The sequence below is a fragment of the Mycobacterium sp. NGS63 genome (assembly GCF_059812295.1).
On sequence record NZ_JCALCJ010000004.1, the window covers coordinates 284561 to 303736 of the forward strand.

Annotated in this window: 25 protein-coding genes; 12 read left to right on the plus strand and 13 right to left on the minus strand. The window is 68.6% G+C overall.

What is annotated here, in order from left to right:
- The first annotated feature begins 12 nt into the window (after window positions 1-12).
- On the plus strand, window positions 13-759 hold the full coding sequence (locus AC5Y4Z_RS11905) for a hypothetical protein (RefSeq protein ID WP_499964780.1): 747 nt from the start codon (window positions 13-15) through the stop codon (window positions 757-759).
- A 7-nt stretch (window positions 760-766) separates the two neighbouring features.
- Here AC5Y4Z_RS11905 and AC5Y4Z_RS11910 read toward each other — a convergent pair whose 3' ends face one another.
- Window positions 767-1141 (minus strand): hypothetical protein, encoded by a 375-nt coding sequence (locus tag AC5Y4Z_RS11910; RefSeq protein ID WP_499963886.1) that lies wholly within the window; start codon window positions 1139-1141, stop codon window positions 767-769.
- Between the two features lie 126 nt (window positions 1142-1267).
- Here AC5Y4Z_RS11910 and AC5Y4Z_RS11915 point away from each other — a divergent pair, with 126 nt between their 5' ends.
- Window positions 1268-2797, plus strand: a complete 1530-nt coding sequence (locus AC5Y4Z_RS11915; protein WP_499963888.1) for an adenylate/guanylate cyclase domain-containing protein — start codon at window positions 1268-1270, stop codon at window positions 2795-2797.
- On the opposite strand, the gene AC5Y4Z_RS11920 is transcribed toward AC5Y4Z_RS11915, so the two are convergent.
- The 3 genes from AC5Y4Z_RS11920 to AC5Y4Z_RS11930 form a co-directional block, all read right to left on the minus strand.
- Entirely contained in the window at window positions 2778-3473 is a 696-nt protein-coding gene (locus AC5Y4Z_RS11920; protein WP_499963890.1) for a peptidoglycan recognition protein family protein, read from the minus strand. The two genes, AC5Y4Z_RS11915 and AC5Y4Z_RS11920, sit on opposite strands and share 20 nt — an antisense overlap.
- A 4-nt stretch (window positions 3474-3477) precedes the next feature.
- A complete protein-coding gene (locus tag AC5Y4Z_RS11925) occupies window positions 3478-3951 on the minus strand; it encodes a DUF732 domain-containing protein (protein ID WP_499963892.1) in 474 nt (157 codons plus the stop codon).
- 203 nt (window positions 3952-4154) lie between these two features.
- Window positions 4155-4748 carry a DUF732 domain-containing protein gene (locus AC5Y4Z_RS11930; protein ID WP_499963895.1) on the minus strand — a complete coding sequence of 198 codons (594 nt, stop codon included), beginning with the start codon at window positions 4746-4748 and terminating at the stop codon, window positions 4155-4157.
- An 81-nt stretch (window positions 4749-4829) separates the two neighbouring features.
- On the opposite strand from AC5Y4Z_RS11930, the gene AC5Y4Z_RS11935 reads away from it, so the two are divergent.
- Window positions 4830-5093: a hypothetical protein gene (locus AC5Y4Z_RS11935; protein WP_499963897.1), complete on the plus strand. Its 264-nt coding sequence runs from the start codon at window positions 4830-4832 to the stop codon at window positions 5091-5093.
- Window positions 5094-5097: 4 nt separating this feature from the next.
- On the opposite strand, the gene AC5Y4Z_RS11940 is transcribed toward AC5Y4Z_RS11935, so the two are convergent.
- The gene (locus AC5Y4Z_RS11940) at window positions 5098-5763 is read right to left on the minus strand and encodes a TetR/AcrR family transcriptional regulator (RefSeq protein WP_499963899.1); all 666 of its coding nucleotides are present in this window, start codon (window positions 5761-5763) and stop codon (window positions 5098-5100) included.
- Between the two features lie 106 nt (window positions 5764-5869).
- Window positions 5870-6574 (minus strand): TetR/AcrR family transcriptional regulator, encoded by a 705-nt coding sequence (locus tag AC5Y4Z_RS11945; protein ID WP_499963901.1) that lies wholly within the window; start codon window positions 6572-6574, stop codon window positions 5870-5872.
- A gap of 403 nt (window positions 6575-6977) precedes the next feature.
- On the opposite strand from AC5Y4Z_RS11945, the gene AC5Y4Z_RS11950 reads away from it, so the two are divergent.
- Both AC5Y4Z_RS11950 and AC5Y4Z_RS11955 read left to right on the plus strand, forming a co-directional pair.
- Window positions 6978-7376 (plus strand): DUF4267 domain-containing protein, encoded by a 399-nt coding sequence (locus AC5Y4Z_RS11950; RefSeq protein ID WP_499963903.1) that lies wholly within the window; start codon window positions 6978-6980, stop codon window positions 7374-7376.
- Window positions 7358-8185: an LLM class F420-dependent oxidoreductase gene (locus tag AC5Y4Z_RS11955; protein ID WP_499963905.1), complete on the plus strand. Its 828-nt coding sequence runs from the start codon at window positions 7358-7360 to the stop codon at window positions 8183-8185. The genes AC5Y4Z_RS11950 and AC5Y4Z_RS11955 overlap by 19 nt, the downstream gene beginning before the upstream one ends.
- A 2-nt stretch (window positions 8186-8187) precedes the next feature.
- On the opposite strand, the gene AC5Y4Z_RS11960 is transcribed toward AC5Y4Z_RS11955, so the two are convergent.
- The 3 genes from AC5Y4Z_RS11960 to AC5Y4Z_RS11970 all read right to left on the minus strand — a co-directional run bounded on the left by AC5Y4Z_RS11960 (window position 8188) and on the right by AC5Y4Z_RS11970 (window position 10678).
- Window positions 8188-9651: a protein adenylyltransferase SelO gene (locus AC5Y4Z_RS11960; protein WP_499963907.1), complete on the minus strand. Its 1464-nt coding sequence runs from the start codon at window positions 9649-9651 to the stop codon at window positions 8188-8190.
- Between the two features lie 26 nt (window positions 9652-9677).
- Window positions 9678-10244, minus strand: coding sequence for a hemerythrin domain-containing protein (locus AC5Y4Z_RS11965; protein ID WP_499963909.1), 567 nt, complete (start codon window positions 10242-10244; stop codon window positions 9678-9680).
- Window positions 10245-10399: 155 nt separating this feature from the next.
- A complete protein-coding gene (locus tag AC5Y4Z_RS11970; protein ID WP_499963911.1) occupies window positions 10400-10678 on the minus strand; it encodes a WGxxGxxG family protein in 279 nt (92 codons plus the stop codon).
- A 265-nt stretch (window positions 10679-10943) separates the two neighbouring features.
- On the opposite strand from AC5Y4Z_RS11970, the gene AC5Y4Z_RS11975 reads away from it, so the two are divergent.
- The 3 genes from AC5Y4Z_RS11975 (at window position 10944) to AC5Y4Z_RS11985 (ending at window position 13462) form a co-directional block, all read left to right on the plus strand.
- Window positions 10944-11753, plus strand: coding sequence for a hypothetical protein (locus tag AC5Y4Z_RS11975; RefSeq protein ID WP_499963913.1), 810 nt, complete (start codon window positions 10944-10946; stop codon window positions 11751-11753).
- An 82-nt stretch (window positions 11754-11835) separates the two neighbouring features.
- A complete protein-coding gene (locus AC5Y4Z_RS11980; RefSeq protein WP_499964782.1) occupies window positions 11836-12756 on the plus strand; it encodes an HpcH/HpaI aldolase/citrate lyase family protein in 921 nt (306 codons plus the stop codon).
- Between the two features lie 10 nt (window positions 12757-12766).
- The gene (locus tag AC5Y4Z_RS11985) at window positions 12767-13462 is read left to right on the plus strand and encodes a mycothiol-dependent nitroreductase Rv2466c family protein (protein ID WP_499963915.1); all 696 of its coding nucleotides are present in this window, start codon (window positions 12767-12769) and stop codon (window positions 13460-13462) included.
- Between the two features lie 14 nt (window positions 13463-13476).
- Here the strand turns inward: AC5Y4Z_RS11985 and AC5Y4Z_RS11990 are convergent, their stop codons facing one another.
- Window positions 13477-14751 (minus strand): HNH endonuclease, encoded by a 1275-nt coding sequence (locus AC5Y4Z_RS11990; protein ID WP_499963918.1) that lies wholly within the window; start codon window positions 14749-14751, stop codon window positions 13477-13479.
- A 48-nt stretch (window positions 14752-14799) separates the two neighbouring features.
- Between AC5Y4Z_RS11990 and AC5Y4Z_RS11995 the strand changes: the two genes are divergently transcribed.
- From AC5Y4Z_RS11995 to AC5Y4Z_RS12005, 3 genes are read left to right on the plus strand one after another with little or no spacing between them, the layout of a single operon-like run.
- The gene (locus AC5Y4Z_RS11995; protein ID WP_499963920.1) at window positions 14800-15156 is read left to right on the plus strand and encodes a DUF488 domain-containing protein; all 357 of its coding nucleotides are present in this window, start codon (window positions 14800-14802) and stop codon (window positions 15154-15156) included.
- 21 nt (window positions 15157-15177) lie between these two features.
- Window positions 15178-16041: an LLM class F420-dependent oxidoreductase gene (locus AC5Y4Z_RS12000; RefSeq protein ID WP_499963922.1), complete on the plus strand. Its 864-nt coding sequence runs from the start codon at window positions 15178-15180 to the stop codon at window positions 16039-16041.
- Between the two features lie 14 nt (window positions 16042-16055).
- A complete protein-coding gene (locus tag AC5Y4Z_RS12005; RefSeq protein WP_499963924.1) occupies window positions 16056-16685 on the plus strand; it encodes a GNAT family N-acetyltransferase in 630 nt (209 codons plus the stop codon).
- A gap of 5 nt (window positions 16686-16690) precedes the next feature.
- Here the strand turns inward: AC5Y4Z_RS12005 and AC5Y4Z_RS12010 are convergent, their stop codons facing one another.
- A complete protein-coding gene (locus AC5Y4Z_RS12010) occupies window positions 16691-17707 on the minus strand; it encodes a phosphotransferase (protein WP_499964784.1) in 1017 nt (338 codons plus the stop codon).
- A gap of 102 nt (window positions 17708-17809) precedes the next feature.
- Here AC5Y4Z_RS12010 and AC5Y4Z_RS12015 point away from each other — a divergent pair, with 102 nt between their 5' ends.
- Window positions 17810-18394: a TetR/AcrR family transcriptional regulator gene (locus tag AC5Y4Z_RS12015; protein WP_499963926.1), complete on the plus strand. Its 585-nt coding sequence runs from the start codon at window positions 17810-17812 to the stop codon at window positions 18392-18394.
- On the opposite strand, the gene crcB (AC5Y4Z_RS12020) is transcribed toward AC5Y4Z_RS12015, so the two are convergent.
- Window positions 18378-18758 (minus strand): fluoride efflux transporter CrcB, encoded by a 381-nt coding sequence (crcB, locus tag AC5Y4Z_RS12020; protein WP_499963928.1) that lies wholly within the window; start codon window positions 18756-18758, stop codon window positions 18378-18380. The two genes, AC5Y4Z_RS12015 and crcB (AC5Y4Z_RS12020), sit on opposite strands and share 17 nt — an antisense overlap.
- The gene (gene crcB / locus AC5Y4Z_RS12025; RefSeq protein ID WP_499963930.1) at window positions 18755-19153 is read right to left on the minus strand and encodes a fluoride efflux transporter CrcB; all 399 of its coding nucleotides are present in this window, start codon (window positions 19151-19153) and stop codon (window positions 18755-18757) included. Before crcB (AC5Y4Z_RS12025) ends, crcB (AC5Y4Z_RS12020) begins: the two co-directional genes overlap by 4 nt.
- Between the last annotated feature and the right edge of the window lie 23 nt (window positions 19154-19176).

Sequence of the window (19176 nt, forward strand, 5' to 3'; positions counted from 1 at the left end):
CTGGCCGCCGCGATGACGATGGCCGTCGCGGGCATCGTGTGTCCGTCCGCGGCGGCTGACACCGCGCTGCCGCCGTGCCCGCAGGGCGCCGCGCTCATCACGCCGAAAGCCACGTCGCCGCATACCGATTGCCGCATGCACTCCGGTTCCCTCGATTTCGCCGTCACCTACTGGACCGCGCCCGAGTTACCCGGGCCCAGGGCTGCCAAGGTCACCATCACCGACCCGTCGGGCGAGGTGGTGCAGACCATCGACGAGCTGCTGCAGCCGTCGAGCCCGGGGGGTGTCGGGCTACAGGACATCGACGGCGACGGCCGCGACGAGTTGATCATCCCGATCGCCCGAAACCCGTTCAACGGCAGCCCGAATACGCTGTTCGCGGTGTGGCGAGCACCGGGCGATCGCCTGCACTACGAACGCACCCAGATGGTCGGGCAGGCCGTCTATCAAAGCGGCGACGGCTATCTGGTGACCAATGGCGGCGGGCTGGACAGCCGGGACCTCACGTTCTATCTGCCGACCGGCGCCGGGTACACGCTCGTCGTGGTGCTGACCATCGAAGCGGAAGAGGTGGACCCCGACACGCACCGGGTCCTGACCGTCGTCTGCCGCGCCCACCAGGAAGACGGCCTGCACGCGGTCGACATGAATCTCCGCCAGGCCGAGGAAACCTTTTGCGCCTCACCGGCCGCCATGGCCATCTGGCCCGACGCCCAGCGCATCGAGATTCGGCGCTGGCGCCAGGGGCAGCAGCGGTAGCCGGTCCCTAGGGCGCGCAGAAGTCGCGGGACGCCGCCAACTGCTTTCGGGCCTCGTCGAGGTCGCCGGCGAGTTGTTCCGAGTTGGCCGGCCGGTAGACGTCGCTGCCGTCGATCTGCGATGCCAGCATGCCCGACCGGACCCGCAGGTCGATCGCTGCCGGAACGGTCACGCCGTGCAGCGGCGCCAGCGCATTGCGGATCTGCCCCGCCACCCACGCCGGTGTCCCCGTCGGGGACACCTCGTTGAACCAGGTTTCCAGCCGGTCGGTCGCCGGCAGGATGACACCGCACTCCCAGTCACCGACGGCCGCCGCCGGCGCGGCGGTCAGGCACATCGCGATCGCGGCAATCGCGAGCGGCACACCCAGAAATCGTGGCATCGGCCCTACCTTCGCACTTTTCTTCGGCGAGAGTCCCCAAAATGCCAACAGTTATCGGCGTGCCCCGTACAAACACGGGCGCTCGCGGAAGGGGAGGGGGCCGCGGCCCGACGGTAATCTCCTCGCATGGACCGCTTCATTCAGTGGACGTGGGATCGGTTTGGTACAAGGTATCTCTTGGTATGGAGCGTGCTCGCATATTTCATCTCGCTCCCGATCTACTTCGTATTCATATCCTTCCCGATCGTCGCGTTCGAGAAGGCCGGTCGCTACATCGAGGTCGGAGCCGCCACCGTCGCCGCGGTGGTGGTGCTTGCGTGCATCTTCGTCCTTCCGGGTCGCCGCTTGGTACGCGCCGCGGAGCAGTTTGCCGCGGGCCACAACATCGATCGAGCGGCCGCGCTGGAGGGCACCTACATCAACACACGGAGGGCGACTGTCCGATCGGTGTGGGGCACCGCCGTCTGGGCCGCCGGGTTGGCGGTCGTCGTCGGTGTGATGGTCGGAGCCCGTTGGACGCGGCTGGTGCAATACGGGATCGTGGCCGCAGCCATCGGAGCGGCGATCATGCTGGTAGCCCATCACAGCATCGTGGAGGCGGCGTGGCGCCCAGCCAGGATCGCCCTAGCCGGTGACACGGGACTCGGCGATTCGCTGCCGCGCGCACGCCCGACCTTCGCCACAAGGTCGAACGTGTCGGTGGTCGCCGCCACGTTTGCGTACGGCGCCGGAGGGGCATTGCTTGCCGCAGTTTCCAATCGAGTCAGCGCCGCCCCCATCCTGTCGATCGTGATCGGGGGTGCGATGGCGGTTGCCTTCGCCGTGCCGGTGACCGTCGGATTCGGATTCTCGAGATCGCTGCAACCCATTCGCGACCTCGCCAAGGGCGCCGAACGCGTTGCGGCGGGGGACTATAGCCAGCGCCTGCCGGTGGTCCAGGACGACGACCTCGGGGCCCTGTCGGCGTCGTTCAACCGCATGCAGGCGGGTCTGGCTGAGCGCCAACGGCTTCAGGGCGCGTTCGGCACCTACGTCGACCCAACACTGGCCGCGCGGCTGCTCGAGCAGGGCGACGACGTGTTCACCGGCGAGCGCCGCGAGGTGACCGTGATGTTCGTCGACATCCGTGATTTCACCCCGTTCGCCGAGGCGAACACGGCCGAGGACACCGTGGCGCGGCTCAACGCGCTGTTCGAGATCGTGGTTCCCGCCGTCGTCCATGCCGGTGGGCATGTGAACAAGTTCCTAGGCGACGGGGCGCTGGCAGTCTTCGGCGCACCGAACGACCTTGCGGGACATGCCGATTCTGCGGTGGAAGTCGCCGTCGAAATTCAGCGCCTCGTCGCGCAGCGCTTCGGCGGCGCACTGCGGATCGGCATCGGGATCAACACCGGCGTGGTGATCGCCGGAACCATCGGCGGCGGAGGCAAACTCGAGTTCACGCTAATCGGTGACACTGTCAACGTCGCCGCCCGCGTCGAGCAGCTCACCAAGACCACGGGCGACGTGATCCTGCTGACCCAGTCGTGCGTCGACGCGCTGACCACCCGGCCGCCGGACCTGGTCCACCGGGGATCCCACGAGTTGAAGGGCAAGTCAGCCGCGGTGCAAGTCTTCACTCTCGATGCGGCGCAAGCTAATTGCCCGCCTCGATAGCAGCGACCCGTGCGGCGGCCTCGGTTCCGCAGAAGCGCTGCAGGTCCACACCGCCGGCGGCCAGCAGATTGTCGATGCGATTCTTGAGGTCGCCCGAGGAGAGGTGGGCATAGAGGTTGGCGCCCGGACAGGACGTCTGGGCGAAGTCGCGATGGCCCGCCAGCGTGGCGCTGGAGATGCGAAAGTTCTGCGCCGCCCAGGCAAACGCGACGGCGGCCCCGTGCAGCTGGGCCTCCGACACCGCCTCCTGGTCGAAGTCACCTTCGCACAGCACCAGGAAGTGTCCCGTGGTGTCGTAGTCCGTCGCGGTGTCACCGGCGATCGCGGTGCTGCGCAGTTCGTAGATGTTGCCGTTGCGGTCGACGCCGACGTGGTACGCGATGTCGATCCAGCCCAGTTGGTCTTGGTGGTAGTGCTGGTCCTGCTGTAACCGGCCGGGGGCGTTGCGGTTGTCGCCGAGGACCACGGCCTCGTGGTGCAGGGTCATCCGGGTGATGGTGTGCGGCTTTCCTCCGGGGCGGGCGGGTTTCGCGCCCCAGGCGTCCCGGCAGAGCAACTGGGCCGAGGTGGGGCCGGGCGCCGAGCTCGCGGTGGGATCTGCGCGCGCGCTTAGCATGGACGCCAACCCGGCGCCGCCGACCAGCCGGAGCAATCGGCGGCGGTCGACGAAATCCACCGCGTTACTTCGCCGCGCTGGGGCAGTAGGCGCCGACGGCGGCCTGCGCCAAATGCTCGGCGTCGTCATGCGTGAACCGCTTCGGCCACCGATTGCCGGCGGCGATGTCCTGGGTCTGCGCGTCCAGGATGTTGGTCACCGTCAGCTCCAGTGACTGTGGCCGCGGCGGCAACAGCAGAAAACAGGTGTGGTGGCCCAACTCCATGTAGCGCTGACGGATGGCGGCCTTGCCGTTGTCGGTGATGCCGTAGCTGTCCAGCGTGGACAGGAATTGCGCGTCCGCTCCGTCGGCCGGGGACATCGCCGCGGCCGACGGGCTGATCGTCACCGTCTGCGGCCCCGGCGAAATAGCGGTCTTGTCTCGGGACAGGTAGACGCCGACGGAGATGAGACCCGCCAGGGCGGCTATCGCGACGGCCGTCGCGCCGATGAAAACCGCGACGGGAGTCTGCCGGGATCGGGGCGCCGGGGCAGTCATGCGCTTCGTGGACCAATCAATATCGCACCGTTTGCATTCCGGAGTTCGTCGACCCAGCCGGGCCGATGCCGAAGTCTGTCACGGTTGCGGAGGTCCGTACAGGGTCCCGGGGGTCCCGGGGGGCCGCATGTGATTCATGGCCAACTCGAATCCGTCTAGGCGATGGGCCGATCGTATCGCTGACGTTGCATCGCGCCTAGCATTTACGGTCCTCCGCCAACCAGGTTGGCGTTCTGTGGGCAGTACGCGCGCACGGAAAGGGTGACGTACGTATCGGCATCGAGCCCCGGATTGCTCGCGCGAAACGACGCGGCGATCTGGGACACCGTCATGCCCTGACGGATGTCGTCGCACACCACCTTGCCGTTGTGCACGGCGGCCTCGGGATTGGCGAACGAGATGCCATGGTCATTCAAGTCCTGCACGTACTTGTTGTCCTGCTCCGGTGTGGAGGCTATTGACGACGGCGCGGCGGCGGTCGCCTGCGGTGTGGCCGGTGCGGGCGCCGCGCCGCCGGCCGGCGGCGGCGCTGGACCCTTGGACGACGGCGTCGCCAGCCAGAAAGCCAGAACGATTCCCCCGGCGAGGGCGAGACCGCCCGCCAGCAGCACGGCGGCTCGGCGCCACGTGGCACTCCACGACTGGCGGTCGGCGGCCGGTTCACCTGGGACGTCGTCGTCATAGTCGCGCCGGGACGTGCGATCGACCCCATCCGAAGCCGCGTCATTGGGAACGGCAACCGTCTCGGCACGGTTGAGTGCGAACGTTTCGTCGCCAGCCGGGGACGGCTCGGCCATGACGGTCATGGTAGCCATCGGGCGACCGATGTGAGAACCTCACGAGGAGTTAAAGCCATGCCGTGCAGGGGAGTGCGCGTTATGACGGTCGCGATGAATGCCCTGCGGCGCGTGCTGCAGTACGAAGTCAGTGTCGGCGCGCTGCTCGAGTTGGCGCTGTGGCTGGCGATTCCCTACCTGACGATCGGCTTCGTCTGGGCCGTCGTGCATGCCGACGAAACCCAACGGATTCAGACGCGGCTGGAAAGCGTGCTGCCGTCGGGCGCCGACGTCGCGGCGTTCGGCGTGACGGCGGCACTGTGGCCGGCCTCGATCCAGATCGCCGAGGCCTGCCCGGCCAAGTGACCCGCTAGCTGGCTACCGTCTCGCGCCGGGTGACGTGTTCGATCGTGTGCGGCGCGACGCCCAGCCCGCGCAGGCAGAACCGCAGCGCACGATCGCGAACAACGGTGTGATCCCAACGGTGTGTCGCCCACTGTCGCTGCGTGCCGGCCCACACCACGCCGTGGATCGACTTGGCCGCGGTCGCGGGGATGATGTCCTCGAACACACCGAGTTCCAGGCCACGCTCGAGCTGCTCGACGAGCGGTTCGAGAATCGCGCTGTAGGCGGGCGCGGTCATCTCCGGAGAGGAGAAGGCTTTCGAATGGGCTTCCAGCGTCAGGCGACGCCGGCCCAGGTCGCTGCCCTCGCCGAAGGCGAGTTCGAGCCGTCCGTCGACCCAGGCGACGACGGCTTCCACCGGGTCGGCGGCATCCGCCATTTTCGCTCGCAGCCTTTGCGTTTCCATTCGCGCCAGCTCGAGGAAGACCGCCGCGACCAACTGGTCCTTTGATTCGAAATGTCGGTAGAACGCGCGGGTGCTCAGCTGCGCGCGCTCGAGCACCGCGGCGATGCTGAGCCCCCGCACCCCGTGGTCGTGCATGGAGCTGGATGCGGCGGTCAAAATGGCGCAGCGAACATCGGGGTCCGGAGCGAGTTTGTTGCGCCTGGTTGAGACGGCCGGATTTGACATGTGTGTCACAGCTGCGTAGATACCCCCGTACTCGGTTTCCGAAAACCTGCTTTTCACCGTGAAAACTCACGTTTTCACTTCAGTTCGCTAGTGCCCCCCGCGCCGCCTAACCCACGGCTTCTTCGTCCGCGGTGACTTGTTCGATCGTGTGTGGTGCCACGCCCAGTCCGCGCAGGCAGAACCGAACCGCACGGTCGCGTACGTGCTCGCGGTCCCAGTGGTGCACCGCCCACTGCCGTTGAGTGCCGGCCCACACCACGCCGTGGATGGACTTGGCCGCGGTCGCGGGAATGATGTCCTTGAACACGCCGAGTTCCAGGCCGCGCTGAAGCTGCTCGATGAGCGGCTCGAGAATCGCGCTGTAGGCGGGCGTCACCATGTCGGGCGAGGAGACCGCCTTCGACTGAGCCTCCAGCGACAGCTGCCGCAGCTCCGCCTTGATGTCTTCGTCGAAGGCGAGGTCGAGCCGTCCGTCAATCCAGGCGGCGACCGCCTCGACCGGGTTGGTGGCGTGCGCCATCCTTGCCCGCAGCCGCACCACCTCGGTGCGCGTCATGTCGAGGAAGACGGCCGCAACCAACTGGTCCTTCGAATCGAAATGCCGATAGAAGGCCCGGGTGCTCAGCCGGGCGCGTTCCAATACGGCGGCGACGCTGAGCCCTCGAACCCCTTGCTCACGAACCGATTTGGACGCGGCATCCACAATGGCGCGGCGAACGTCTGGGTCTGGGGCGAGCTTTTTACGCCGTGGCGTGACCGGACGGCCGGCGAATGGCTGCCGGCGCGCGAGCGGATCCCCCTGTCCCGTCATAGTTAAGCAAAATAACGCCCGAACCGTTCGTACACATGCACTTTCGTAAAGCCAGTGCCGAACGAGTCGCCGTCCAACGCGCGCAACCACCGGGCCAATGTTGCCGACGCATCGTTAGACGGATGCACAATAGTTACATTCAAGATCAACCTGACGGGACTTGTGGCTGGTCGCTCAGTTTTTGGCCGCCGTCCCCGCGCCGGCGGAAGCCGTCGCGGCAAATCCGTTGTCGCCAAAACGCGTTTGCGGTCAACGATCACCGGGCGGTCACGGTCGGCGCGCCGGCCGTCGGGAATGCGGTCATCGAAATCAAACTTTCGGTGAACAATAGTTCGCATTCGGCGCGCATCGATGACAATTAGTTTTTTCTATGCGTCCTGTCGGGTTGGTCTAGGCTTCGGCCATGTCGATTGACCGTGCCGCGCTCCTCGCCGGCAGCATCCGACTCGCGTCGGGCATCTCCTTTCTCGTGGACCCGCTCCGGGCGAACCGGTTGTGGGGCGATCCGGAGGAGCCGACGCCGACGGCGCGATTGCTGCTGCATTCGATGGGCTACCGCGATGCGTTGATCGGCGGGCTGCTCGCCGTCGCGGCGCTGCGCGGCAGGGGCACCCGGGGCTGGTTCCTCGCCTCCGGCGGCGCCGACGCGGCGGACCTGCTCGGCGGGTTGCGGGTGCATGAGGAGCTGAAGCCTTCGCAGCGGCTCGTCGGCCTGGGCGGCGCCGCGGTCGGTATCGGGGTCGGGCTCTGGGGGGCGACCCGCCGGACCGCAAAGGAGCAAGCGTGCGATTCGGCATCCTGACCTTCGTTACCGACGAGGGGATCGGCCCGGTCGAATTGGGCCAGGCGCTGGAGCAACGCGGGTTCGCGTCGCTGTTTTTGGCCGAGCATTCGCACATCCCGGTCGACGCCAAGACCCCCTACCCGGGCGGCGGCCCGATTCCGCCGAAGTACTACCGCACGCTCGATCCGTTCGTGGCGTTGACGGCGGCGGCGGTGGCGACGGAGCGGCTGCTCGTCGGTACCGGCATCGCGTTGATCCCGCAGCGCGACCCGATCCTGACGGCCAAAGAGGTTGCGTCGCTTGACCTGATCTCGCGGGGGCGGTTTCGCTTCGGGGTGGGCGTGGGCTGGTTGCGTGAAGAGATCGCCAACCACGGCGTCGATCCCAAGGTGCGCGGGCGGGTGGTCGAAGAGCGGCTATGCGCGATGATCGAGATCTGGACCCAGGAGAAGGCCGAATTCCACGGGAAATTCGTGGATTTCGATCCGATCTACAGTTGGCCGAAGCCCCTGACGCGGCCGCACCCGCCGGTGTATCTGGGCGGCGGGCCGGCGAGTTTCCCACGCATCGCGCGGCTCAACGCGGGCTGGATTTCGATGAGCCCGTCGCCGGACGTTCTGTCGGGCCAGCTCGACCAATTGCGCGCGGGCGCCGATCACGAGGTGCCGGTGATCAACATCCACGCGGGGAAGCCGACGGCGGACAGTGTCGAGGGCTACCTGCGGCTGGGGCTGGAGCAGGTTCTGGTGGAGTTGCCCACCGAGCCTCGCGACCAGACGCTGCGGCGCCTGGACGAGCTGCAGGCCGAGTTCGCGAAACTCGCGTGATCTCAGGTGCCGCAGAAGGTTTGGTATTTCCCGAAGTCCTCCGGCGCGGGGCTGGCGTAGCGCTGCAGGCCGGGCCGTTCGTCGTACGGCGCGCCGACGGCATCCAGAAGCCGCGCGAGCGGATCGAGGTCGCCGGCCGTCGCCGCCGTCAGCGCCTCCTCGACCAGGTGGTTGCGCGGGATGTAGATCGGGTTGGTGCGGTCCATCGTGTCGGCGTCGGGGCCCAGGGCCCGCCAGCGTGACGTCCAGTCGTCGAAGCCCGCGAGGTTGACGAACAGTCCGCGCGCGGGTTCGGCATCCCCGCGGGCCGCCTGCCCGAGCCGGCGGAAGAACGAGGTGTAGTCGACGTGGCTCTCCTGAAGCAGGCCGAGCAATTCGTCGACCAACGGCGTGACGACGCCGGCGTCGAGGTCGGCGGACAAGCCCAGTTTGGCGCGCATGCCCGAAGACCACACGGCGTCGTACGTCGGCTGGAACACCCCGAACGCCTCCTCGGCCAGCGCGACGGATTCCTCAATGTTGTTGGACAGCAACGGAAGAAGCGCCTCGGCGAACCGGGCCAGGTTCCATCCCGCGACCAGCGGCTGGCTGCCGTAGGAGTAGCGGCCCCAGAAGTCGATCGAGCTGAATACCGTCTCCGGGTCGTAGGCCTCCATGAAGGCGCACGGCCCGTAGTCGATGGTTTCGCCGGAGATGGTCATGTTGTCGGTGTTCATCACGCCGTGGACGAACCCGATCAGCATCCATCGCGCGATCAGCGACGCCTGGACGGCGGCCACGGCTTCGAAGAGCGCCAGGTACGGTCGGTCGGCCCGCGCCGCGCGCGGGTGGTGGCGTGCGATGGCGTGGTCGGCGAGGCGGCGCAGCAGGCCCAGGTCGCCGGAGGCCGACGCGTATTGGAAGGTCCCGACGCGCAGGTGGCTGCCGGCGACGCGGGTGAGCACGGCGCCGGGCAGTACCGCGTCGCGTTCCACCGGTCGCCCGGTGGCCACCACGGCCAGCGACCGCGTCGTCGGGACACTTAGTGCGTGCATCGCTTCGCTGACGATGTATTCGCGCAGCATCGGTCCCACGGCGGCCAGGCCGTCGCCGCCGCGCGCGAAGGGGGTGGGACCGGAGCCCTTCAGGTGGATGTCGCGCAGGCGCCCGTCGGTGTCGACGAGTTCGCCGAGCAGCAGCGCGCGCCCGTCGCCCAGCCGCGGGACGTAGCCACCGAACTGATGCCCGGCGTAGGCCTGAGCCACCGGGACGGCGCCGTCGGGAACCCGGTTGCCGACCAAAAAACGCAGCCCGTCGGGGCCGCGCAGCCAGTCGACATCGAGGCCAAGCTCCGCGGCCAGCGGCTCGTTGAGCGTGAGCAACCGCGGGTCGGGGGCGGTCTCGGCTTGCCAGCGGACGGCCAGTTCCGGCAGTTCGCGGAAGAACCGGTCGCCTAACGCGACGGTGGTGTCCGGTGCGACGCTCATCCCACCGAGACTACGGAAGGCCGCGGCTAGCCGATGGCTTGCTCGATCAGGTCGCGGGCGCGGTCGAGCATCGAGGCGAACGGCCCGACGGCGAAGTTCAGCTTCGCCGATTCCACGCCGGGATGCGGGCGCGTGGGGGCGATGGCCTCGGCGGCGCGCACCGCCGAGCCCATCCGCTTGAGGTCGTCGGTGTCGACGTTGCGTTCCAGCACGGGGAATTCCTCGTCCTCCTCGTGCCGGGCGTGATCGAGCACGGCGTCGCGGAGCTTGGTGATCTCGTCAATGAACTGCTGCGAGGTGATGTCGAGTTTTTCGATCTGCGACAGCATTTCCTTGGCCTCGTGCTCTTCTTTGAGCCGGGCGTCCACGATGTCGTCGCCGGCGTCGGCCTCGCGGCGCACCCGCGGATGCACCACCATCTCCTCGGCCGTCTCGTGCACGGCCAGCAGTTGGCGCAATTCGACGAACGGCTTCTCGCGCGCTTGGGGGTCCGACGCATGCAGCACGTCGTCGAACATGTCCTCGATGAGGTTGTGCTGCGCCTTGAGGAACGCGACGACTTCCTCGGGTGATTGGACGATCATCTCGGCCATCGCCGATACCTCCAGTGCTAGGGGATGTGAGGGGAGCGGGCTTCGGCTGTGCACCGCTGCGCCACACGTACCCGGCGAGGGGACGTGTAAACGCGGGTGTCGCGCGGCCCCCGCCAGACGCGCACGGCGCATGGCGGGGGCCGCGACGGAGCCGGCTAGACGGCACCCCCGCGCGGTGTGGTTGTCCCGACACCGGTGACCGCGTCGGTGTCCCTGCGGCGCTTCAGCCCCACGAGCCCACCCAAGCCGAGGAGGCCGAGCAGCCCCCACAAACCTGACTTGTCGCTGTGCTGCTGCTGGTCATTGTTGTTGTCCGCCAAGGTCGTTGTGGTCTGCGACGGCGCCGGAGCACTCTCGACGGTGGCGTTGGCGACGCCGGCCCCGCCGAACAACAGGGCTCCGGTCGTCGAAATGACTGCAAGGGTTTTACGCATGATTACTCCTGAATGGGTTTCTCTCGATCGAGATGGGGTGACCGAGACAGAGTTCGGGGCCAGTCGGCTCTAGTCCCCTCGAACAAGCGACGTGTCTGTCGCAAGCCACCGGCTACCCCGCTCGACGCCGGTAAAACCAAATGCGCGCCGATTGTTCGCCGCACGACGGTGGGCGGCTAGGTTGCTGGGCAAACGCGTCGTCGGCGGTTTGATCGGAATTGAACGCGTGGGTGCGCCGCACATCGCAAAGTGGGATCATTTGCTGATGGGCCCGCAGGATCCCGAGCAGCGCATTGGCGAGCTGGAGCGCCAGCTCGCGCAGCAGAAGCGCATCGCGGACCTGGAACGCCAGCTCGCCGAGGCGAAATCGGCCGCCGCGGCGAGCCGGCCCGTCGGCCAGCCGGCCCCCGTTTCCGCCGCTCAGCTGGAGGCCATCGACGAGCACGCGCACCGGCTGGCGCAGGCGCTGCCGTCGGGACCGAAGGTGGCGCAGCTTCGTGAGGCGCTGTCGCGGGCCGTCGTCGAGGCGGGTTTGTCGCCGGAACAGTACAAAGATGCCCTGGCCCGCGCCGGCCTGCGGGCCGGCGGGACGATCAAGGTCGGCGGCGAAGTCGTTTACCAGCGTTGCGACCCGTCGGATCCCGTTTTCCTGGCGCCCCGCGGGCACACGTACTCGGCGGAATACGTTGCGGCGCCGCGGCGCAAGCTCGTCGGGGCCGATCGTGTGGGAGCGATCATCGGGATGCTCGGCGGGGCGATCGGCATCTGCGCCGGCGGCGCGGCGGCGGTCACCGCGCTCATCCCGTCGACCGCGCTGTGGATGAGCCCGATCGTGTGCGGCAGCGGGTACACCATGGCCTACAACACCTCGCACTACAGCTACAAGCCGGGCCAATCGGGCACCACGGTGAGCTTTCAGTGCGTGAACGGAGACGACTTCTACGACGTCAACGACTTGGCGGTCTTTGCGCTGCAGTCGCTGCTCGCCGCGCTCGTGCTGTGCGTCGCGCTGGCGATCGGCGGCCTGCTGTGGCGCCGGGGCAAGCCGCGGCAAGGCGGGCTTAGGGCCACCTAGCGACCACCCGGTCGGCCGTGCCGCTACGGTTTAAGCACACCAATTAGCACCCACGGAATGAAACATGGCGACAGATCACGCAATGTACGACCAGGTCGACGACCAAGCGCCGGATCCCGCCGACATCGGGTGGCGCATCGATCCCGTCCTCGCGCGCAGCTGGCTGCTGGTCAACGGCGCGCACGCCGACCGGTTCCAGGCCGCGGCGCATTCCCGCGCCGACATCGTCGTGCTCGACATCGAGGACGCCGTGGCGCCCAAGGACAAGCAGGCCGCGCGCGACAACGTGGTCAACTGGCTCAGCCCCGAGAACACCGACTGGGTCCGCATCAACGGGTTCGGCACCCCGTGGTGGGCGGACGACTTGGCGGCGCTGGCCGGAACCCCGGTCGGCGGGGTGATGCTGGCGATGGTCGAGTCGGTGGACCACGTCACCGAGACCGCCCAGCGCTTGCCCAATGTCCCGATCGTGGCCCTGGTCGAAACGGCGCGGGGCCTCGAGCGCATCACCGAGATCGCCGCGGCCAAGGGCACCTTCCGGCTGGCCTTTGGCATCGGCGATTTTCGCCGCGACACCGGCTTCGGCGAAAGCCCCACCACGCTGGCGTACGCGCGGTCGCGCTTCACCATCGCGGCCAAGGCGGCCAACCTGCCCAGCGCGATCGACGGGCCGACCATCGGTTCCAACGCGCTGAAGCTCATCGAGGCGACGGCCGTTTCCGTCGAATTCGGGATGACCGGCAAGATCTGCCTGACGCCCGACCAGTGCGCCGTGGTGAACGAGGGGCTGTCGCCGTCACACGACGAAATATCCTGGGCCAAGGAGTTTTTCGCCGAATTCGAACGCGACGGGGGAGAGATCCGCAACGGCTCCGACCTGCCGCGCATCGCGCGGGCGACCAAGATTCTCGAGCTGGCCCGCGCGTACGGCATCGTGGCGTCGGAGTTCGACGACGAGGAGCGGGTGCACTCGCCAGCGCCCTCGGACACGTATCACTACTAGGGACATCCCGATGAGTACCAGCGTGGACTTTCACTTCGACCCGATGTGCCCGTTCGCCTACCAGACCTCGTTGTGGATCCGCGACGTCCGCGAGCAACTCGGCATCGCGGTCAATTGGCGGTTCTTCTCCCTCGAGGAGGTCAACCGCGCCGAGGGCCAGAAGCACCCATGGGAACGGGAGTGGTCCTACGGGTGGTCGCTGATGCGCATCGGGGCGCTGCTGCGCCGGACCGAGATGGCGGCGCTGGACCGCTGGTACGCCGCGATCGGGCGCGAGCTGCACACGCTGGGCGGCAAGCCTCACGATCCCGCGGTGGCGCGAAAGCTGTTGGGCGACATCGGCGCCGACCCGGCGGTCCTGGACGCGGCGCTGGACGACCCGACCACGCACGACGACATTCGCGAGGACCATCGGCGCGTCGTCGAGGCCGGCGGATTCGGGGTGCCGACGTTGTTCCTGTCGGGGCAGTGCCTGTTCGGGCCCGTGCTGGTGGACCCGCCGACCGGTGCGGCCGCCCTGACGTTGTGGGGTGTCGTCACCGGCATGGCCGAGCTGCCGCACGTCTACGAACTGCAGCGGCCCAAGGCGCAGGCCGATCTCGATCTCATCGGCCGCAGCCTGCGCCCGTACCTCGACGGGCGGGATTGGGTCAGCATCAATCGCGGTGAGGTCATCGACGTCGAGCGCCTCGCCAACCCGGGATAACCCGGCCGGCGTGACTACGCGGCGTAGTTCACGAGCGTGACGCCGACGTGGAGTTCGACTTCGTCGAGGGTGACGGTCGGCGCGCGGGGCGGGGCCGCCGACCGGTAGCTGTGACCCGTCGGCGTGGTGAATTCGGCTGTGTGGGTGTGGTTTTCGTCGATCGTGGTGCGTACCCGCCAGCCCGCGGTTTGCTTGGCGTAGTTACAGCGTTCACAGCAGCCCAGGCCATTGGCGGCGGTGGTGGGGCCGCCTTCGGCCCAGGGTTGGGCGTGGTCGCGGTGGCGGATCGGCGCATCGCAGTACGGGGTGCGGCAGCGCCCGTCGCGCAGGTCGATGAAGGTGGCCAGCCCGCGCGGGAACAGCCGCGCCCGTGACTCCATGGCCACCAGCGCCCCCGAGCGCGGATGGGCGTAGAGCCGGCGCAGCGTCGCCTTGGAGCGCCGGTCGCCGGCCGCGCCGGCGATCAAGGCGCGCGCGACGGCCGCGGGGATAGGCCCATACCCGGACAGGTCGGCCGGCGTATCGGCGCCGCCCAGCAGGGTCTCGTCGTGCAGCACCAGGTTGACCGCGATCGGCTCGGCCACCTCGGCCGGGCGTCCGGTGACCCGCTCGACCAGGGTGTCGGCCATGACCTGGCCGCGGGAGCGGTCGTCGAACGTGGTGTCGGCCGCGCGCTTGAGCGCCGCATACACCGCCACGCCCTTGGCCACCGGGAGCAGCGCGGTCAGGTAGGCCATGGTGTCGGGGGCCGGACGGATGGTGACGGTGCGTTCGTCGTGGGCCTTGGCCGCACGCTCGACCACGGCGTGCGGGTCGAGCCGGTAGGCGATCGCCTTGGCCGCCGCGGCCACGCGTGCGTCGCCCATCCCGGCCAATCCGGCCGCGTCGGCGCACAACTCGGCGTCCAGCCTGCGGCGGTCCTCGACGTCCAGGCAGGCGCTCTCGCGAACGATCAGGGTGGCCCGCCATTCCGACAGTGCCCCGCGTTCCAGGGCCGCCAGGGTGTGCGGCATCTCGTGCACCAGCGCCTTGGCGAAACCCAGGTGCCGGCCACCGCGAGCGGGAGAGTCCTGGCGGGCCAGCGCGATCTCGCTTGCCACCCCGCGCCCGCGCCGCGCGGAGGGCACCCCGGCGGCGGACTCGGCCGCTCGGCGCGCGGCGTCGAAGGCGGCCGCCAACCGGGCCTGACCTGCCGCGGCGGCGGCCTTGAGCCGCTCCAGTTCGGCGATGCGCTCCACCAGCGCGGACTCGTCGGCCACCGGATCGACCGCCACCAAGGTATCGAACATACGTTCGAATATACCACGTCGAAACGACCCGCCGCTAGCCTGGGCCCCATGGCCGCCAAAAGCGGGATCCGGGTGGCGCGCGTATACGACGAGCCCGTTTCCGACGAGGGGCAGCGTGTGTTGGTAGATCGCGTCTGGCCGCGCGGGATCCGCAAGGACGACCCGCGCGCGGGCACGTGGCTCAAAGACGTCGCCCCGTCGAAGGAGCTGCGCGAGTGGTACCAGCACGACCCGAAGAAGTTCGACGAGTTCGCGGCGCGCTACAAAGACGAACTTCACGACAACCCCGCGCTGGCGGAGCTGCGCACGTTGACCAAGCGCGGCGTCGTGACCCTGGTGACGGCCACCCGCGACGTGGACATCAGCCAAGCCGCGGTCTTGGCGAAGCTGCTCAAGAGCCGCTGATCGCCGTGAGACGATCGTGCGGTGCGGCTGGGATTGCACGCCCTGGGAATCGGTGCCGGCGCTGACCGGGCGGTGATCGACGCCGTCGCATCGGCCGCGGACGGCTGCGGCTTCGCCACCCTGTGGGTGGGCGAGCACGTCGTCATGGTGGATCGACCAGGTTCGCGCTACCCGTACTCCGACGACGGCGTCATAGCCGTTCCCGCACAAGCGGATTGGCTCGATCCGATGATCGCGCTGAGTTTCGCCGCGGCCGCCTCGTCCCGGATCGGCGTGGCGACGGGGGTGCTGCTGCTGCCCGAACACAACCCGGTGGTGGTGGCCAAGCAGGCCGCGAGCCTGGATCGGTTGAGCGGCGGGCGGTTGACGCTGGGGGTCGGTGTCGGGTGGTCGAAAGACGAATTCGACGCGCTCGGTGTGCCGTTCGAGCACCGCGCGGCGCGAACGGCCGAGTACGTCGCCGCGATGCGCACCTTGTGGCGTGACGACGTCGCCTCGTTCGACGGTCGGTTCGTCGGCTTCGAGGGAATCCGCGTCAACCCCAAGCCGCTGCGCGGTCGGCGCATCCCGGTTGCTCTCGGGGGCAACAGCGATGCGGCGCTGCGGCGTGCGGCGACGTGGGGCGACGGCTGGTACGGCTTCAACCTGGACGGGGTGGGCACGGTGAGCGAGCGGGTCGGCCGCCTCGAGCGGCTGTGCGCCGAGTCGGGGCGCGACCGCGCGGCGCTGCGGGTGTCGGTGGCGCTGCGCAGTCCTAACGCCGGCGACATCGGGGCGCTCGAGGAGCTGGGTGTCGACGAGCTGGTCCTCGTGGCGGCGCCGCCGGATCGCCCGGATGCCGCCACCGACTGGGTTTCGGCGCTGGCCGACAAATGGCTTCGGTAGGCTGAAAATTTAGTATGAGCGAACCGGAAGTGATCCTGCCGCGGGAATTGACCGATCTCAGCGACGAGGTCCGCAACGTCCCGCCGCCGCCCGGCGCGGCAGAGGTTCCCGATCCGTACGCGTTCCGGCTCGCCGACCCGGACGCCGACGCGGACATGATCGCGGAATGGATGAACCGGCCCGCGCTGGCCGAATCATGGGAGTATGCCTGGCCGGCGGAGCGCTGGCGTCGCTACCTGCGCGCGCAGCTCGATGGCGCCTATTCCCGGCCGTTCTTTGCCAGCCTGGATGGCCAAGACCACGCCTACATCGAATTGTACCGCGCCGCAAAGGATTCCATCGCGACCCGGTACGAAGCCGACCCCTACGACTTGGGAATACACGCCGCCATCGCCGACGAAGAGTTGGTGAACCGGGGGATCGCCGGGTTCGTGCTGCCGCACTTCGTGGCCAGCGTGCTCGGACAGGATCCGCGGTGCCGGCGGATCATGTTTGATCCCGACCACCGCAACAAGACCGCGCGGCGCTTCTGCGAGCGCGCCGGGTGCGTGTTCCTCGGCGAGCACGACATGTCGAATCGGCGCATGGCGCTCTATGCGCTGCCCCTCACCCCCGACGACGTTCCGAAGCTCCGCGAGGGCTGACCGGGTTATTCGGCGATTTCGGTCAACGCCGACGCCGTATCGAGATCGCCGTAGGCGATCGAATACCGTCGCGCCAGAGCCAAAGCGATGTCGGGGCGCTGCCACAGTTCCCCGGCGCTGGCCGTACACAGCCACAGGGTGAGCCCGTGAGCCACCGACGCCCGGTAGCGCAACCAGATTTCGTCGGCCGTAGGCATCTCTTCGGTGGGCAGCCCCAGCGAGTCGCGATACTCCTCGAGCAGCGCGCGCTCGCTGCGGCGGCGATCCTCGACGGTCAGGGCGCCCTGCAGGAAATAACCCAGATCCAGCGACCAATTGCCCCGGCGGGCGACCTGCCAGTCGAGAAAGCCGACCTCGCCGCCGGGTAGCAGGTAGGTGTTGCCGATGTGGGGGTCGCCGTGCAGCAGGGTCTGCGGTGACGTGGTCAGCGTTCGGATGTAGGGCTTCCAGATGGACTCGATCAGCCGGTCGATGGTCAACGACGTGACGGCCGCGGGCGCGTCATCGCCGAGGCGTTCCAGCGCGCTGGGCAGCGGCGCGAATTCCATTCCGTCCCACGGCAAGAAGGGCTCCAGCCAGCCCAGGGCCGGATCGCGCAGCACCCGGTCGCCCCAATACTTGCCGTGCATCCGCCCCAAACCCCTTACGCCCGTGGCGACTTCGTCGACGGTCATCGGCCTGGTGGCGTCGCGGGGATCGGCTCCGCGGGCGGTGAGGTCCTCCATGATCATCACGAAGTCGTAGTCCGCCTCGTCGATCAACGCGGTGTAAACCGCGGGGTGCTCTAGGGGCAGTTGCGCCCCGCAGGTGAACAGTCGCGGCTCGTGAAACATGCCGCTCGTCATGCGGATCATCGCCTTGTGGTCGGGATCGGCGGCCTTGGCGAACACGGTCGCCGGCCCGCTGCCGGCCGAGTAGGTCACCCGGAGGCGGGCCCGGCGGTTGGTGCCGTCGTCGCGCGCATCCACGGTCACCGATTCGACCGTCGCACCGGGGTGGTCCGCCGCCAGCGCCGCCGACATCCATTCCGGCGTGATGTCCTCCCAGTCCTTGGGCACCGTCAGCGAGTAGGTCACGGCGGTCCTTCCGTCGAAAAGCAGGAAACGACACGTATCGTATCCTTTGTGACACTACCCCGTGGCCGGCCCCGCGATACCGGGCTTCACCAGGCGATACTGGTGGCCGCCCGCGAGCTGCTGGCGACCGGGAGCTACGCCGAGCTGTCGATGGAAAGCGTCGCGGCGCGCGCGGGGGTGGGGAAGAAGACCCTCTACCGCCGGTGGTCGTCGAAGGCGCCGCTGGTGGCCGAGGCGGTTCTGGAGGCCTACGGCGGATCGGGCTCGTTTCCCGTCGCGCAGACCGGAGACATCCGCGCCGACCTACGGTCGTGGCTCGACGAGCACGCCGACTTCCTGGCCGAGCCGGCGAACGCGGCGCTGGTGCGGGCGCTGGTCGCCGCGGCGGCGGCCAGCCCGGACGACGGCGCGGCCCTGTATCGGCAACTGAGCGCGCCCCAGCACGCCGGGCTGACGACGCGGCTGCGTCAGGCCGTCGAGGATGGAGAACTTCGCGCCGGCACCGACCTCGACGCCGTCGCCGGCGCGCTGATCGGCACGTTGCTCCTGCAGGCGCTCACGCAACCGGTCCCGAAGGCGCGCTTCGATGGACTGCTGGACGCGTTGCTGAGCGGCATTACGAACGCGAAATGAATTGTTGCCCAAGCCATTGCCCGAGCACGGCGGCGGCCATCCCGAGGGCGATGCTGACGACGATGTTGGCCAGCGCCGTGCGCGTGCGGCGTTCCTCGCCGAGGCGGTGGGTTTCCAGCATCCAGGTGGAAAAGGTGGTGTAGGCGCCAACGAATCCGGTCCCCGCGACGAGCGCCGCGTTCCTGCTCAGCGCCAGGGCTCCGAGGAAGCCGAGCAACGCGGCACCGCTGACGTTGACGGCCAGGGTTCCGAACGGGAATGCCCGGGCGACCCGGCGGGCCACGGCGCGATCGACCACGAAGCGCAGCACCGATCCGATGCCGCCGACGACCGCCACCCCGGCCCAGACCAACACCGCCGTCACGTGCGCACCCTCACCCGTCGCACCAGCGCCGTGGTCAGGTAGACGGCCAGCAGGCCCAGCGCGACGCTGCTGGCGGCGTACGCGGCGGCCAGGGCCCAATGGCCGTGCTCGATCATCGCCACGGTCTCGACCTGCATCGTGGAGAACGTGGTCAACCCGCCGCAGAATCCGGTGCCGAGCAGGGGCCGCCGGTAACTGGACACCGGCAGCCGCTCCAGCAGCCGGGTGGTGAAATAGCCGACCAGGATCGCCCCGACGATGTTGACGACGAACGTCGGCCAGGGCCAGCTCGCCGGGTCGCGGACGACGGCGACGCCCAGCGCCGCGCGCGCCAGGGCGCCCAGCGCGCCGCCGGCGAAAACCGCGGCCAGCTCGCGATAGTCGGGTTGGGGCACGCCTTGCAGCGTAGGCGGCGGGC

Bases quoted from the DNA above. Each gene is read 5' to 3' on its own strand.
- AC5Y4Z_RS11905 (WP_499964780.1), top strand. From the start codon at position 13: ATGACGATGGCCGTCGCGGGCATCGTGTGTCCGTCCGCGGCGGCTGAC.
- AC5Y4Z_RS11910 (WP_499963886.1), bottom strand. From the start codon at position 1,141: ATGCCACGATTTCTGGGTGTGCCGCTCGCGATTGCCGCGATCGCGATG.
- AC5Y4Z_RS11915 (WP_499963888.1), top strand. From the start codon at position 1,268: ATGGACCGCTTCATTCAGTGGACGTGGGATCGGTTTGGTACAAGGTAT.
- AC5Y4Z_RS11925 (WP_499963892.1), bottom strand. From the start codon at position 3,951: ATGACTGCCCCGGCGCCCCGATCCCGGCAGACTCCCGTCGCGGTTTTC.
- AC5Y4Z_RS11930 (WP_499963895.1), bottom strand. From the start codon at position 4,748: ATGGCCGAGCCGTCCCCGGCTGGCGACGAAACGTTCGCACTCAACCGT.
- AC5Y4Z_RS11935 (WP_499963897.1), top strand. From the start codon at position 4,830: ATGACGGTCGCGATGAATGCCCTGCGGCGCGTGCTGCAGTACGAAGTC.
- AC5Y4Z_RS11940 (WP_499963899.1), bottom strand. From the start codon at position 5,763: ATGTCAAATCCGGCCGTCTCAACCAGGCGCAACAAACTCGCTCCGGAC.
- AC5Y4Z_RS11945 (WP_499963901.1), bottom strand. From the start codon at position 6,574: ATGACGGGACAGGGGGATCCGCTCGCGCGCCGGCAGCCATTCGCCGGC.
- AC5Y4Z_RS11950 (WP_499963903.1), top strand. From the start codon at position 6,978: ATGTCGATTGACCGTGCCGCGCTCCTCGCCGGCAGCATCCGACTCGCG.
- AC5Y4Z_RS11960 (WP_499963907.1), bottom strand. From the start codon at position 9,651: ATGAGCGTCGCACCGGACACCACCGTCGCGTTAGGCGACCGGTTCTTC.
- AC5Y4Z_RS11965 (WP_499963909.1), bottom strand. From the start codon at position 10,244: ATGGCCGAGATGATCGTCCAATCACCCGAGGAAGTCGTCGCGTTCCTC.
- AC5Y4Z_RS11970 (WP_499963911.1), bottom strand. From the start codon at position 10,678: ATGCGTAAAACCCTTGCAGTCATTTCGACGACCGGAGCCCTGTTGTTC.
- AC5Y4Z_RS11975 (WP_499963913.1), top strand. From the start codon at position 10,944: ATGGGCCCGCAGGATCCCGAGCAGCGCATTGGCGAGCTGGAGCGCCAG.
- AC5Y4Z_RS11980 (WP_499964782.1), top strand. From the start codon at position 11,836: ATGTACGACCAGGTCGACGACCAAGCGCCGGATCCCGCCGACATCGGG.
- AC5Y4Z_RS11985 (WP_499963915.1), top strand. From the start codon at position 12,767: ATGAGTACCAGCGTGGACTTTCACTTCGACCCGATGTGCCCGTTCGCC.
- AC5Y4Z_RS11990 (WP_499963918.1), bottom strand. From the start codon at position 14,751: ATGTTCGATACCTTGGTGGCGGTCGATCCGGTGGCCGACGAGTCCGCG.
- AC5Y4Z_RS11995 (WP_499963920.1), top strand. From the start codon at position 14,800: ATGGCCGCCAAAAGCGGGATCCGGGTGGCGCGCGTATACGACGAGCCC.
- AC5Y4Z_RS12005 (WP_499963924.1), top strand. From the start codon at position 16,056: ATGAGCGAACCGGAAGTGATCCTGCCGCGGGAATTGACCGATCTCAGC.
- AC5Y4Z_RS12010 (WP_499964784.1), bottom strand. From the start codon at position 17,707: ATGTCGGCGGCGCTGGCGGCGGACCACCCCGGTGCGACGGTCGAATCG.